The 14,226-nt window shown below is 67.3% G+C and carries 12 protein-coding genes; 7 read left to right on the top strand and 5 right to left on the bottom strand.

The window, feature by feature from the left end:
* Positions 1–100: 100 nt before the first annotated feature.
* The 4 genes from B5X82_RS02895 to B5X82_RS02880 all read left to right on the top strand — a co-directional run bounded on the left by B5X82_RS02895 (position 101) and on the right by B5X82_RS02880 (position 5,162).
* Positions 101–2,212, top strand: coding sequence for a 3-hydroxyacyl-CoA dehydrogenase NAD-binding domain-containing protein (locus B5X82_RS02895; protein WP_209045300.1), 2,112 nt, complete (start codon positions 101–103; stop codon positions 2,210–2,212).
* Between the two features lie 45 nt (positions 2,213–2,257).
* Positions 2,258–3,091: an enoyl-CoA hydratase/isomerase family protein gene (locus B5X82_RS02890; protein ID WP_176152445.1), complete on the top strand. Its 834-nt coding sequence runs from the start codon at positions 2,258–2,260 to the stop codon at positions 3,089–3,091.
* A gap of 5 nt (positions 3,092–3,096) precedes the next feature.
* Complete coding sequence (locus tag B5X82_RS02885; protein WP_079646510.1) at positions 3,097–4,065, top strand: 3-hydroxyacyl-CoA dehydrogenase NAD-binding domain-containing protein; 969 nt, start codon at positions 3,097–3,099, stop codon at positions 4,063–4,065.
* A 110-nt stretch (positions 4,066–4,175) separates the two neighbouring features.
* Positions 4,176–5,162: a phytanoyl-CoA dioxygenase family protein gene (locus tag B5X82_RS02880; RefSeq protein WP_079646509.1), complete on the top strand. Its 987-nt coding sequence runs from the start codon at positions 4,176–4,178 to the stop codon at positions 5,160–5,162.
* 162 nt (positions 5,163–5,324) lie between these two features.
* Here B5X82_RS02880 and B5X82_RS02875 read toward each other — a convergent pair whose 3' ends face one another.
* The 4 genes from B5X82_RS02875 to B5X82_RS02860 form a co-directional block, all read right to left on the bottom strand.
* A complete protein-coding gene (locus B5X82_RS02875; RefSeq protein ID WP_079646508.1) occupies positions 5,325–6,455 on the bottom strand; it encodes an acyl-CoA dehydrogenase family protein in 1,131 nt (376 codons plus the stop codon).
* Between the two features lie 6 nt (positions 6,456–6,461).
* Positions 6,462–7,622, bottom strand: a complete 1,161-nt coding sequence (locus tag B5X82_RS02870) for an acyl-CoA dehydrogenase family protein (protein ID WP_079646507.1) — start codon at positions 7,620–7,622, stop codon at positions 6,462–6,464.
* A 76-nt stretch (positions 7,623–7,698) separates the two neighbouring features.
* Positions 7,699–8,664, bottom strand: a complete 966-nt coding sequence (locus tag B5X82_RS02865) for an MDR family NADPH-dependent oxidoreductase (RefSeq protein ID WP_079646506.1) — start codon at positions 8,662–8,664, stop codon at positions 7,699–7,701.
* Positions 8,665–8,679: 15 nt separating this feature from the next.
* Complete coding sequence (locus tag B5X82_RS02860) at positions 8,680–9,519, bottom strand: IclR family transcriptional regulator (protein ID WP_079646505.1); 840 nt, start codon at positions 9,517–9,519, stop codon at positions 8,680–8,682.
* Between the two features lie 136 nt (positions 9,520–9,655).
* On the opposite strand from B5X82_RS02860, the gene B5X82_RS02855 reads away from it, so the two are divergent.
* Positions 9,656–10,465 (top strand): IclR family transcriptional regulator, encoded by an 810-nt coding sequence (locus B5X82_RS02855; protein ID WP_079646504.1) that lies wholly within the window; start codon positions 9,656–9,658, stop codon positions 10,463–10,465.
* A 10-nt stretch (positions 10,466–10,475) separates the two neighbouring features.
* Here B5X82_RS02855 and B5X82_RS02850 read toward each other — a convergent pair whose 3' ends face one another.
* On the bottom strand, positions 10,476–11,708 hold the full coding sequence (locus tag B5X82_RS02850) for an amidohydrolase family protein (RefSeq protein WP_079646503.1): 1,233 nt from the start codon (positions 11,706–11,708) through the stop codon (positions 10,476–10,478).
* A gap of 311 nt (positions 11,709–12,019) precedes the next feature.
* On the opposite strand from B5X82_RS02850, the gene B5X82_RS02845 reads away from it, so the two are divergent.
* Positions 12,020–13,762, top strand: a complete 1,743-nt coding sequence (locus B5X82_RS02845; RefSeq protein WP_079646502.1) for an N-acyl-D-amino-acid deacylase family protein — start codon at positions 12,020–12,022, stop codon at positions 13,760–13,762.
* A 31-nt stretch (positions 13,763–13,793) separates the two neighbouring features.
* Complete coding sequence (locus B5X82_RS02840) at positions 13,794–14,225, top strand: carboxymuconolactone decarboxylase family protein (RefSeq protein ID WP_079646501.1); 432 nt, start codon at positions 13,794–13,796, stop codon at positions 14,223–14,225.
* Position 14,226 lies beyond the last annotated feature (1 nt).

Genomic DNA, 14,226 nt, shown 5'->3' with positions numbered 1-14,226 from the left:
ACCTCTGGCGGCGCCTGGCGCTTTGCTTGACAGCGCGGGCCGCGGATAGCTTCTGCGAGGCACGACCATAGCCAGCAGCACGGGGCCCGACCAAGCCATCATGACCCAGGTAAACGAGAAGATCTCCACGCGCATCGACGGCGACATCGGCTTCATCCGCAGCGACAACCCACCGGTCAACGCACTGGGACAGGCGGTGCGCAGCGGCGTCGTCCAGGCACTCGAACAGTTGAACGCCGACGCCGCGGTCAAGGCGATCGTGCTCTATTGCGAAGGGCGCACCTTCTTCGCCGGCGCCGACATCACGGAGTTCAACAAGCCGCGCGTGCCCCCGACCCTCCAGGAGATGATCCTCGCGATCGAGAGCTCGCCCAAGCCGGTGATCGCCGCGATCCACGGCACCGCTCTGGGCGGCGGTTTCGAGACCGCCCTCGGCTGCCCGTTCCGCGTCGCCGTCCCCTCGGCCAAGGTCGGCCTGCCCGAGATCAATCTCGGCCTGTTCGCCGGCGGCGGCGGGACGCAGCGGCTGCCGCGCATCATCGGGCCGGAGAAGGCCCTCGAATTCGTGCTGTCGGGCAAGCCGGTCGGCGCCACCCAGGCACTGGCGCTCGGTATCCTCGACGCGGTCGAGGACGGCACCCCTGATGCGGTCGGCGCGGCCTTCGCCCGCCGCGTGATCGACGAGAAGCTGCCGGCGGTGGCGGTCAGCCGCCGCGACGACAAGATCGCCGCCACCCGCGCCGATCCGAGCGCCTTCGACGCGCTGGCCGCGAAGCTCACCGCGCGCAGCAAGGGCCAGGAAGCGCCGGCCGCGAACGTCGCCTCGGTCCGCCGCTCCTTCACCCTGCCCTTCGACGAGGCGATGGCGATCGACGCCGAGGCCAACCGCGTGCTGATGGCGGGCAGCCAGTCGCGCGCGCTGCGCCACCTGTTCTTCGCCGAGCGCGAGGCCGGCCGGATTCCCGGCCTGCCCAAGGACGCCAAGGCGCGCGACGTCGCCAAGGCGGCGATCATCGGCGCCGGCACGATGGGCGGCGGCATTGCGATGTGTTTCGCCGGCGCCGGCATCCCCGTCGTCATCGTCGACACGACGCAGGAGGCGCTCGACCGCGGGCTGGACCGGGTCCGGGCCAACTACGCCACCTCGATGAAGCGGGGCTCGATCAGCCAGGAGCAGGTCGACCGGCGCCTCGCGCTGATCACCCCGGCGACCGACCGCGCCGCCGTCGCCGACGCGGACCTGGTGATCGAAGCCGTGTTCGAGGATATGGCGGTCAAGAAGGAGATATTCTCCGACCTGGAGAAGCGGGTGAAGCCAGGTACCGTGCTCGCCTCGAACACCTCGGCGCTCGATGTCGACGAGATCGCATCGGTGCTCGACCGGCCCGAGGATTTCGTCGGCATGCATTTCTTCTCACCGGCCAATGTGATGAAACTGCTGGAGGTGGTGCAGGCGGCGAAGAGCAGCCCCGAGGCGATCCTCACCGCGATGGCGGTCGGCCGCAAGATCGGCAAGGTGCCGGTATGGTCTGGCAATTGCGACGGCTTCATCGGCAACCGGATGGTCGCCAAGCGCTCGGCCCAGGCCGAACGACTGCTCCAGCGCGGCGCCTTCCCGCCGCAGGTGGATGCCGCACTCACCAATCTCGGCTTCCCGATGGGGCCGCTGACCACCAACGACATGTCGGGCCTGGACATCGGCTATGCGATCCGCAAGCGGCGCGGGACGCCCTTCCCGATCGCCGACGCGATCGTCGAGAGCGGTCAGCTCGGCCAAAAGACCGGATCGGGCTATTATCGCTACGAGCCGGGCGATCGCACCCCCCGCCCAAACCCCGACACCGACGCGCTGATCGTCGCCACGTCGGCGAAGCTGGGCATCGACCGGCGCGAGATGTCGGAGGACGAGATGGTCGAACGGCTGCTGTTTCCGCTGATCAACGAAGGCGCGCGGATCGTCGAGGCAGGTATCGCGCTGCGGCCGTCCGACGTCGATCTGGTCTGGATCAACGGCTATGGCTGGCCGCGCCACCTGGGCGGGCCGATGTTCTACGCCGACGAGACCGGGCTGGCGCACATCGTCGCCCGCCTGCGGGAGTTCGCCGCCGACACGCCCGACGATCCCTCGCTCGAGCCAGCCCCGCTGCTGGTCGAGCTGGCCGAGAAGGGACAGGGTTTTTCCGAATGGCAGAAGAGCCGCGCCGCCGCCTGAGCATCGCGCCGGCGCGCCGGCTCCAAAGGGTTTGAGGAGATTATGATGAGCGACAACGAGTTCCAGCGCGAGATCGACTATAGCGAGTTCGACTTCCTGACCGTCGACATCGGCGAGGACGGCGTCGCCGTCGTCACCATGAACGACCCCGACACGCTCAACGCGGTCGGTCCGCACAACCACTGGCAGCTCGAGGACATCTGGCTGAAGCTCGCCCGCGACGAGCGGATCAAGGTTATCGTCCTCACCGGCGCCGGCAAGGCCTTCTCCGCCGGCGGCAACATCAAGCTGATGGCCGAGCGCGCCCAGACCGAATATGGCCTGAAATACGCGCTGCGGGTGCCGATCAACACGCTGCGTATCTGGGACCAGATCCTGATGACGCCGCAGCCGATCATCGCCGCGGTCAACGGTGACGCGATCGGCCTCGGCACCTCGCTGTTCGCCTTCTGCGACATGAGCATTGTCGCCGAGGACGCCCGGCTGGGCGACACCCATGTCCGCGTCGGCCTCGTCACCGGCGACGGTGGGTCGGTGATGTGGCCGCTGCTGGTGGGTCCGCAGAAGGCCAAGGAATATCTGATGCGCGGCAAGCTCCTGGACGGCAAGAAGGCCGAGGAGATCGGTCTGGTCAACTATGCCTTCCCCAAGGAGCAGGTGCTCGACGAGGCGATGAAGATCGCCCGCGAGATCGCCGGACAGCCGATCTGGGCGGTGCGCTGGTCCAAGGCCGCGGTCAACAAGTGCATCCGCGACCAGGTCAACCTGACCGGCGAGCTGTCGATCGCCTATGAGGCGATGACGATGATGACCCACGACTACAAGGCCGCGACCACCGCTTTCGCCAACAAGGAAAAGCCGGTCTTCAAGGGCTATTGATCGGCATGGGCGGGTATCGCGGCCAGCAGGCGATCGGCACCGTCGCGGCGATCGGCGGTGGCGTGATCGGGGGCGGCTGGGTCGCCGCCTTCCTCGGCAGCGGCCGGGCGGTGCGGCTGCACGATCCCGCCCCCGGTGCCGATGCCCGGACCCGCGCCCATGTCGCCCAGGCCTGGCCGCAGATGGCAGCGTTGGGACTGGCCCCCGCCGACGATGACTGGTCGGGGCGGCTGAGCTTCCATGAGACTATCGAGAGCGCCATCGAAGGCGCTGATTTTGTTCAGGAAAGCACCCCCGAACGAAGCGACGTAAAGCGCGCGCTGTTCGCCGAGCTCGATCGGGTCACCCCCGCGGATGTGCTCGTCGGCAGCAGCACCTCCAGCCTGCCGATCAGCGATCTCCAGGCCGACCTCGCCACCGCCGCCCGTTTCGTCCTCGGCCATCCGTTCAACCCCGTCCATCTGATCCCGCTGGTCGAGGTCGGCGGCGGCGACGCGACCGACGCGGCGGCAGTCGACACGGCGCTCGCCTTCTACGCCGCGCTCGGCAAGGAGCCGATCCGCCTCAACCGCGAGGTTTTCGGCCATATCGGCAACCGGCTCACCAGCGCGATGTTCCGCGAGGCGGTGCGGCTGGTGGCGGAGGGCTATGCCAGCGTCGAGGACGTCGACAAGGCGATCCGCTTCGGCCCGGCGCTCAAATGGGCGATCCAAGGCCAGTTCACCACCTTCCACACCTCGGGCGGCGCGGGCGGCCTCGCCGAGTTCCTGCCGAAATTCGTGCCCGGCATCCTCAAGCGCTGGGAGACGATGGCCGATCCGCCGCTCGGCGATCCCGCCTTGCAGGCCGAACTGGTGCGGCAGATGGATGCCGCCGCCGCCGGCCGCAGCGTCGGGGAGATCGCTCGACGGCAGGACGCGCTGCTGATGGCGATGCTCGCGTTGCTGGCGGGCGATCAGGACCGCGAGCCATGATCGGTTTCATCCGGCTATTGCCGGAAAACATCCCTCACTTTCGGTGCTGGAAAGTATCTTCTGGGGTGTGACGCCAAAGTGCGCCGAGTCTCGTACCAACGGAGAGGATCATGACCGTCGCAGCGCTCAACCGGCCCGAGGCCGAGGACATCAAGGTCGCCGATGTGCGGCCCGACCGCGAGCTCGAAAGCTGCAACCATCTGCTCGACGACCATGCGGCGCTGGAGCGCTTCTACGACGAAAATGGCTATATCCTGCTGCGCGGCGTGTTCGACCAGGCGTCGGTCGCGGAGGCCCGCGACGCGATGCTCAGGGTGGCGGAGAAACTCGGCCTCGCCCGCGCCGACGATCCGGAAGGAAAATATATTGGCGGCGCCTTCGACGGGGGCATGGAGGAAAGCGATCTCTATTCGGGAATCGCCGCCCGGCTGATCGAACATCCCGCCAATCTCGCGGTGATGGAGAAGGTGCTGGGCGAGCCAGCCTGCGCGGTACCGATCGTGCAGTATCGCACCTATCCGCCCAACGGGCCGACCACCGTCGTCCACCAGGACGGCTTCTACAGCCCCGGCATCCAGGACTATAAGCCGGTGTGGATCACGCTGACGCCTTGCACGCGCGAGATGGGCGGGCTGGCGCTGGCGGTCGGCCAGAACAAGCGCGGCTATTTCCACAACACCGCCAAGCCGGCGCCCTACCCGATCCCACGCGACGCGATCCCCGACGATGCCTGGGCGACCACCGACTATATGCCGGGCGACGTGCTGATCGTGAATCCCTACACGCCCCATTGCGGCATGCCGAACCGTTCGGACCGGCTGCGCATCTCGTTCGACTCGCGCGTCCAGTCGGCCGCCAACCCCAGCGCGATCGCGGCAACGGTAATGGCGGTGACGCCGGACTCGATCACCGTCGATGCCGGTGCGCGGGGCGAACTCACCCTGAAGGTCGACGCCGACACCTTCATCCGCGTGCTGCACCCCGGCAAGCGCGAGCCGTTCGAAGGGTTCGCCGACTATACCGTGCCCGGCATGCGGCTGGTGGTGGTCCGCGACTGCGACCGTGCGGTGATGCTGCGCAAGGCCTCGGAAGGCTGACGATCGCTGGAGCGGTAAAACAAAGAAATAGATTCAATTTCGGATTGTGAACTGTCCGTTCGTGTCGAGCCCCTCGAGCGCCTGCCTTGCAGGCAATCGAGGGGCTCGGCACGGACGGTTTCAATCCTACTGAAACTAACTGCACAGCAGCCGGCGGAGCAGTCACTCCGCCGGATAGACCCCGCCCAGTTCGACGAGCCGCGCCAGATGATGGTCGCGGTCGCCCAGCAGCGCGTCGATCGCGGTCAGCCGCTTGAAGGCGTGGCCGACCTTATACTCGGCGGTGATGCCGATCGCGCCGTGCATCTGCACCGCCTCCTGCCCGACCATCCGGCCCGACTTGCCGATCTGCGCCTTGGCAGCGGCGATGTTGCGGCGGCGCTGGTCCGCATCGCCGTCCAGCGACAGAGCGGCGAGCACCGCCATGCTGCGCGACAGTTCGAGCTGCATCAGCATGTCGACCGCGCGGTGCTGGAGCGCCTGGAAGCTGCCGATTGCGACGCCGAACTGCTGGCGGGTCTTGAGATAGTCGACGGTGATGTCGAACGTCTCGGCCATCGCGCCGACCGCCTCGGCGACCAGAGCGGCGCGCGCCTCGTCGAACGACCGATCGAGGATCGCAGCACCGGTCCCCGCCTCGCCGATCAGCGCGTCGGCGCCGACCGCGACGCCCGCCAGCCGGACCGACGCCACCGGTACCCCGTCATAGCCGCGCGTGGCCTCGATCGAGACGCCGTCGGCCCTGGCGTCGACGAGGAACAGGCCCAGCCCCTCCCCCGTCGTCGCGCTGACGATCAGCGTGCCGGCGCTCTGGCCGTGGATCACCGCGATCTTGGCGCCGTCGATGATCCAGCCGTCGCCGGCCGGGCGGGCGGTCGTCCGCGCCGCGAGCGTGTGGCGCGCCTGCCCCGCCTCGTCATGGGCGAGCGCCAGGATGCGTTCCCCGGCGATCACCCCCGGCACGATCGCCGCGCGCTGCGCCGCCGAGGCGCCGTGCCGCAGCACGCCGCCGGCGAGCACGACCGTCGCGAAATAGGGTTCGACCATCAGGCCGCGGCCGAGCGCCTCCATGATCAGCATCATCTCGACGCCGCTGCCGCCGAAACCCCCGTCCTCCTCGGCGAAGGGCAGGCCGAGCAGGCCCATCTCGGCAAGCGCGGCCCAGGCCTCGCGGCTCCAGCCGTCGGCGCTGCGCAGCGCATGCTCGCGCTTCGAGAAATCGTAGGTCTCCGCCACGAAGCGGGTGACCGTCTCGCTGAGCATCTTCTGCTCGTCGGTAAGTTCAAAATCCATTGCGTGTCACAGCCCCAGCATCGTCTTGGCGATGATGTTCTTCTGGATCTCGTTCGATCCGCCGAAGATCGAGACCTTGCGCATCGTGAAGTAGAAAGGCGCTGCCGCGGACACCCAGTCATGCCCTGCCGTGGCCAGCCCGGCGGGGCCGGCCAGTTCGAGCACCAGCTCCGTCATGCGCTGCTGCATCTCGGTGCCCTTGACCTTCAGGATCGAGGCGGCGGCATTGGCGCCGCCGCCATGGGCATCTGCCGAGACGACGCGGAGCTGGGTCAGCTCCAGCGCGCGCAACTCGACCTCGACCTCGGCAAGCTTGAAGGCGAGCCGCTCGTGCTCGGCCGGGGTCAGCACGCCTTCGGCGGCGAGCCGCCGCTCCAGGCTGCGGAGCTGCGACAGCCGCTCCTTCGAGAGGCCGATGCGGGCGATGCCGCTGCGCTCGCTGCCCAGCAGATGCTTGGCGACGTCCCAGCCCTTGCCTTCCTCGCCCACGACATTGGCGACCGGCACACGGACGTCGTCGAAGAACACCTCATTGGCGTCATGGCCACCGTCGATCGTCTCGATCGGGCGCACGGTGATTCCCGGCGTCTTCATGTCGAGCAGCAGGAAGGTGATCCCCTGCTGCTTCTTGCCGCTGCCGTCGGTGCGGAACAGGCCGAACATCCAGTCGGCATGCTGCGCCTGGGTGGTCCAGATCTTCTGGCCGTTGAGGACATAATGATCGCCATCGCGCACCGCGCTGGTCTTCAGGCTGGCGAGGTCCGATCCGGCGCCCGGCTCCGAAAAGCCCTGGCACCACCAGATGTCGAGATTGGCGGTAGCGGCCAGGAAGCGCCGCTTCTGCTCGTCGGTGCCGAAGCGGCACAGCACCGGACCGATCATGTTGACATTGAAGGGCGATCCCTCTGGCGCATGGGCCAGCGCCATCTCCTCCTGGAAGATGTAGCGCTGGGCAGGGGTCCAGGCCTGGCCGCCATAGGCGACGGGCCAGTGCGTGACCGCCCAGCCGCGCGCGTTGAGAATGCGCTGCCAGCGGACCGTGTCGTCCTTCTCCAGATGCTCGCGGTTGATCATCTTGCGCCGCAGATCGTCGGGCAGCGCCTCCCGGAAGAAGGCGCGGACCTCGTCGCGGAAAGCGATCTCCTCGGGCGTGAACTCAAGATTCATCGGCAAAAAATCCCGTTGGTCGAGCCTGTCCCCACCAGATTGACGACGGTGCTGTCAACGCGACGGCCGGAAGCCTTCACATGCCCGATATCGCGTCGAGATCCAGCAGCACCCGGCCCCGTCCCGGCGTCCGCGCCAGCGCGATCGCCCGCTCCGCTTCGGCCAGCGGAAAGACGGCGCGGATCGGCAGGTCCGCCCCGCCTTGCCCGGCCACGGCCCACAGCGCGGCGACCATCGCGTCGCGCGCGGCCGGCGTCATCCTCGCCTCGGCGGGACGCAGGCTGAAACCCCGCACCGTCAGGCCGCGCCCGGTGAGCAGTTGCGAACGAACCCGCGAGGGCTCGCCGGAGAGATGGCCGAAAACGAGGACCGTCCCGTCTGTATCCAGACAAGCCGCCATCCGGCCGGTCGCATCGCCGGCGACGCAGTCGAGCGCGGCACGGACGGGGCGGCCGCCGCTGGCGACCTTCACCGTCGCTTCGAGATGCTCGTCATCGGCGAGGCCCGCCGCAGAGGAGTTGGGACGCACGACGTCGATCACCGCGATGTCGCGCAGGGCGGCCAGCCGGCGCACCCAATGCGCGACGGCCGAGCCGGCGGCGTTCTGAACGAGGCAATCGTCTGGCCCCGCGCCGCTCGCGTCGAGCAGCAGCCAGGCAGTGGCGGGATTGATCCGCATCATCGCCGCCTGCCGGGGATCGATATTCGACGGAACCGCTATCACCCGATCGCGCGCCAGTGCGCGACGGCGGGTCCAGTTTCCGCGATCGAGCGGAAGGACGAGGTCGCCGGGACTGAGGTCGCTCACCCGCGATCCGACCTGCTCGACGACGCCGACGCCCTCGGCGCCCAACGGCGCGTCGGCGTCAAGCGCGAAGGCATAGCCACCATCGATGGCCAGCAGGTCGGCTGGATTGACCGGCGCGAACAGCATCCGGACGGTCAGGCCGTCCGGCCCCGGCGCGGCGGGCATCGGCTGTGGTTCGAAACGGATGTCGCCCGCCGTCCCGGCCAGCAGGCCGATATTGGCGGGCGGGCTCATCGCTTTGCCGTCACCTCAGGCGAAGTGGCGGCGATAGCTCACGATCTTCACATTATCGTTCATGCGGGCGAGATTGCTCTCGGCCATCTCCCGCACCTCGGCGCCCTCGACCGCGTCGATCTCGTCGCGATGGTCGAGCAGGGCGGCGATGATCTCGCCCGAACGCTGCTCGATCACCTCGCGCGAGGCAAGCACGCTGATCACCAGCCTATCCATGCCGCGCCGCGCCGGCAGCAGGACTGCGATGCAGCCCGACCCATCGGCCTGGTCGGTGACCAGCCAGCCCTTCTCGCGCAACGCCGCCATCTCCTCCATCACGTCAGCGAGACGGACATGGCGCGAGGCGTCGCTCTCCTCGGCGTTGAGGCGATGGACCGCCGAGCGGATATGGTCGTTCTGATAGCTCGACAGCAGCAGCTTGCCTTGCGGGCTGTGCAGCAGCGGAAGCGTATCGCCGACATGCGCGTCGATCGCGTCCTCCTCCTGCCCGTGGATGACGTGGAGATGCTGGACGACATAGTTGGACGCCGTCGACAGGATCACGGTCTCGCCGACAAGGTCGGCCACCCGGTCGATCGCCGACAGGACCGGGCCGCCGCGGAACAGCGCCGGCTTCACCCAGGCGCCGAGCAGGGCGACGCGGGCGGTGGGGCTGTAGGTGCGGCGGAAGCGGTTGTAGTGAAGATAGCCGAGCCGGGTCAGGCAGCGCAGCAGCTCCGACGTGCTCGACTGCGGATAGGACAAGGTCCGCGACATATCCATCACCGTGGCGTGGCGACGGTCCTGGTCGAAATATTCGAGGATTTCGAGGACGCGGTGTGCCGACTTGATCGTCCGTGAATCGCTGGTGGCCATCGATGCTCTCCCTCTCCTGAGACTCGCTGATCCTGAAGGGGGTGTAGCATCACGGACATGATGCGCAAAGCTTTTTCGAATTGTGTTCGATTTTTCGAACGTTTATGCATCCGACAGGGAAATGGGGAATTCCACGATGACGACATCACCGAAGGCGGACGCGCGGACGGTCAAGGGACCCAGGGCGATCGGGCGCGTGCTCGACCTGCTGATGCTGCTGTCGAAGCATCGCGACGGGCTCGGCCTCGCCGAGATCAGCGCCGCCATGGCGGTGCCCAAGAGCACCTTTCTCGATACGCTGCGCGGCCTGTGCGACCTGCGCTATCTCGTGCAGGAGGAAGGCCGCTACCGGCTGGGGCCGGTCGCCTATCGCCTGTCTGGCCGTATCATGTCGACCTGGTCGGCGCCCGAGGTCGTCCGCCAGCCGCTCAAGGCGCTTGCCCGGACCACCCATGAATCGGTCGGCTTCGCGATCGCCGACTGGGAGATCGGCCAGGCCATCTATACCGAGGCGGTCAACAGCACCCAACCGGTCCGCTACGCGATGCATGTCGGCATCCGCGCGCCGCTCTATGCCAGCGCGGCGGGGCGGGTACTGCTCGCCTATGCGCCGCCGGCCCGCGTCAGCGCCTATCTCAAGCGGGCCAAGCTCCGCCCGCTGACCGAGAGCACCCGGATCACCGTTCCCGAGATCATGGCCGATCTCGAGGAGATTCGGCGGATCGGCTATTGCGCCAGCTTCGGCGAGATGCTGAGCGACACCGCCGCCATGTCGGTGCCTGTGTTCGGCCCCGACGACGAGCCGATCGGCGCGATGATGCTCGCCGCCCCGCTCGTCCGCATGCGGAACAGCTATGACGGCTTCCTGCAATTGCTGATCGACGCCGGACATGAAGCGTCCGGCCGGCCGGTGACAGCCGTACCGGAGCTTCTTTCCGGGGATTGATGGCCGGCCGCTAGTAAGGCAGGCCCATGAAGCGCATGCCGTTCTCGAACATGATCTTGCGGGTATCTCTGGCCGAGAGCCCACGACATGCCTCGTCGGCGAAGATGCGCGGTTCCTCGACGCCTTCGGCGTGAGGATAGTCCGATCCCATCAGCAGCCAGTCGGCGGTGCCGACCTGCTCGACGATCGAGCGGAGGTCGTCCTCGGGATAGGCGACCACCGAGACATGCTCGGCGAAGATGCGGCTCGGGCGGTCCTTGAGCTGGCCGCCGGGCCAGAAGCCGTTCTTGGCGATGCCCCGGCACTTGTCCATCTTGGTGAGCATCGCCGGCACCCACTCCGCGCCGTTCTCGGCCGACAGCAGCTTCACGTTCGGGAAGCGCGCGAAGAAGTTCCAGAAGATGAAGCTCGACAGCGTCTCGACCACCGGGCGCTCGGAATAGCCGTGCATCCAGACGAAGGCGGTCTGCTTGATGCGCGACTGCTGCACCGGCTCGCCCCACACCGCCATGTGGTGCTTCATGTAGATCGCTTCGGAGACGTGGAAGACGACGCGGATGCCAGCCTCGTTGGCAATCGCCCAGAACGGGTCGTGGTCGGGATGCGCGGGCGCCTTGCCGTTATAGGGGCCCATGGGCATCAGGATCAGCTTGGCGCCCTTTTCGATCACCCCGCGCAGCTGCTTGCATGCCTCGTCGACATCATCGAGCGTGACGATCGGCGCGGTGTAGATGCGATCGTCGTAGTTGTACTTCCACTGGTCGTACATCCAGCCATTATAGGCGTTGAGCACCGGATAGGCGTAGCGCGGATCGTCGAGAAAGCTGATCGCGGTGATCATGTTGCCGATGAACAGGATCGACGATCTTACGTCCCAGCCATCGAGCTTCGCCACCCGCGCGGCGGGCTCCATCATATCGGCCGTCTTGGGCACGTGCAGGTCGATCTCCGCCTTGCCCTCCTTCATCGCGCGCAGCCATTCGTGGAGCTTGCCCGGCGCCGGCACTCGCCCGTCCTCGAACAGGTGATCGGCGCTGATCTCCACCTTGCGCGGACCGACATACATGGCGAAGTCGCCATCATCGCCGGTCTTGAAGCTGATGCCGTATTTCTCCGCCGCGTCGCGCGGCAGATACCGGGTCCACGCCTCGTCGGTTTCCCAGAAATGGGTGTCGGCATCGAAGATCGGCCCCGAATAGAGCGGGGTGCGGTCGGCCGGCTTGAGCTGTGCTTGGGAAGACATCACGACTCCATTATGGCTGGTGAAGCGCGTGCGGGTCCGACCTCTTGTCGCCGCGCCGCCTGTTCGAGCGGGCTATACGCTACCGCTTTTGGACCGAATAGAAGCCGGCCGCGTCCATCGGCCATCTGATGGCACCCGCGTCATCCCATCAGATGACCGATGAGTCGGCGCACGCCGGGGGCCGGGGCGACGCCGCGGTTGACGCCCCTCCCCCGCACCTTATCTTCGTTGGGGAAGCCCAGCAGGATCGGCCGTGGCCGGATCGCGGACGCCCCAATGCGGCGCCTTCCAGGGCAAAAGCGAGGATGTGGATGAGCGCGCAATTTGACATCGTGATCCGTGGCGGCACGGTCGTCGACGGCACCGGTAGGCCTGGTTTCCACGCCGACGTGGCAATCAAGGACGGCGTCATCGCCGCGGTCGGCGCGGTGGCGGGCAAGGGCCGCGAGGAGATCGACGCAGCGGGCCTGGTGGTGACGCCGGGCTTCGTCGACGTGCATACCCATTATGATGGCCAGGTCACCTGGGAGAACACGCTCGCTCCCTCCTCCAACCATGGCGTGACCACGGTGGTGATGGGCAATTGCGGCGTCGGCTTCGCACCGTCCCGCCCCGAGCATCGCCAGCTGATGGTCAAGCTGATGGAAGGCGTCGAGGACATTCCCGAGGTGGTGATGACCGACGGCGTTCCCTGGAAGTGGGAGACCTTCCCAGAATATCTCGACTTCCTCGACACCCGGCGCACCGACGTCGATTTCGCCGCCCAGCTCCCGCACAGCCCATTGCGTGTCTATGTGATGGGCGAGCGCGGCACCGATCTGGAGCCGCCGACGGAGACCGACCTGGCGGAGATGCGCCGCATCACGCGCGAGGCGATCGAGGCTGGTGCGCTCGGCGTCACCACCTCGCGCCAGCTCGCACACAGCTTCCGCGACGGCCGCCCCGCCCCCTCGACCAAGACCGAGATCGACGAACTGAAGGCACTGGCCGAGGGACTGAAGGACGCCGGCGCGGGCGTGTTCCAGATCATCCCCAACACCAACCTGCCCACCCCGCACGAATGGGAGGTCATCGAGACGCTCAACGAGGCCTCGGGCGGCAAGCCGGTCAATTTCAGCCTGTTCACCGGATCGCAGGTGGTCGGCGGTCCGGAGCCGCTGCTGGACGGCCTCGCGCGGGCCAGACAGGAAGGGCGCCGCATCCACGGACAGTTCTTCCCGCGCCCGATTGGCATGCTGTTCGGCATCGAACTGAGCTACCACCCCTTCTCGCTCAACCCCAGCTACAAGCAGATCGAGCATCTGCCGCTGGAGGAGAAGGTGGCGCGGATGCGCGATCCCGTCTTCCGCAAGCAGCTCCTGTCCGAGCAGCCCGAGGATCCGAACCCCTTCTTCCTCTGGGTCGTCCAGCAGACCCACATCCTGTTTCCGCTCGGCGATCCGCCCAACTACAACCCGCACCCGAGCGACAGCATCAAGGCGCGTGCCGAGACGCTGGGCATCGACGAGCGCGAGCTGATGTATGACGAGTTGCTGCGCCAGAACGGCAAGGCGATCATCTACTGCCCGATGGGCAATACCGAGAACAACCGCTTCGATGCGGCGGTCGACCTGTTCGGCAAGCCCGGCACGGTGCTGGGCCTGGGCGACGGCGGTGCGCATTACGGAATGATCTGCGACGCGGCCTATCCGACCTACATGCTGTCCGAATATGTCCGCGACAGCCACAAGATGCCGATCGAGCAGGCCGTCAGCATGCTCAGCCGCGAGACCGCCGAGACGGTCAACCTGTTCGATCGCGGCGTGATCAAGCCCGGCTACAAGGCCGACATCAACCTGATCGACCTCGACCGGCTGCACCTCTACGCGCCGCGCGTGAAGCATGACCTTCCCGCCGGCGGCAAACGGCTCAGCCAGCAGTCGGACGGCTATGAGGCGACGATCGTCTCGGGTGAGATCACCTATCGGCGCGGCCGCCCGACCGGCAAGCTGCCGGGCCGGCTGGTCCGCCACGGCCGCCCCGCGCCAGCGGATGCGCTGGCCGCCGCAGAATAAACGACACGACATCGCGACGGAAAGGAACGGCGTGGCCAAGCTCGACGACAAGCAGGAAGCCGGCATCGGCTTCATCACCGGGATCATGGGGGAAAAATTCGGCTCGGCGTTCCGCGATTCCGCCGCCTCCGACCGGTTCGGCGCGCCGATCACCCGCATGGCGGCCACGGCCTGCTTCCACGACGCCTGGCAGCATGAGGGCATCAGCCGCAAGGAGAAGAGCATCGCGATCATCTCGATGCTGGTGGCGCAACGCCAGCCGCTCGAGCTGAAGAACCACGTCAAGATCGGCATCGCCAACGGCCTGACCGTGGCAGAGCTGGAGGGAATCCTCGTCCAACTCGCCCCCTATGTCGGCTTCCCCTGCATCGCGACCGCCACCAGCGCGGTGATCGAGGCGATGCGCGAGGCGGGCGTATCGCCGGACGGGCTGCAGACCTCGGAAGAGCGCGGCCTGCTCTGAC

This window comes from Rhizorhabdus histidinilytica (assembly GCF_900167915.1).
Classification (GTDB): Bacteria; Pseudomonadota; Alphaproteobacteria; order Sphingomonadales; family Sphingomonadaceae; genus Rhizorhabdus; species Rhizorhabdus histidinilytica.
The sequence above is the reverse complement of the archived record's forward strand: the minus strand, read 5'-3'. Positions and strand labels throughout refer to the sequence as shown.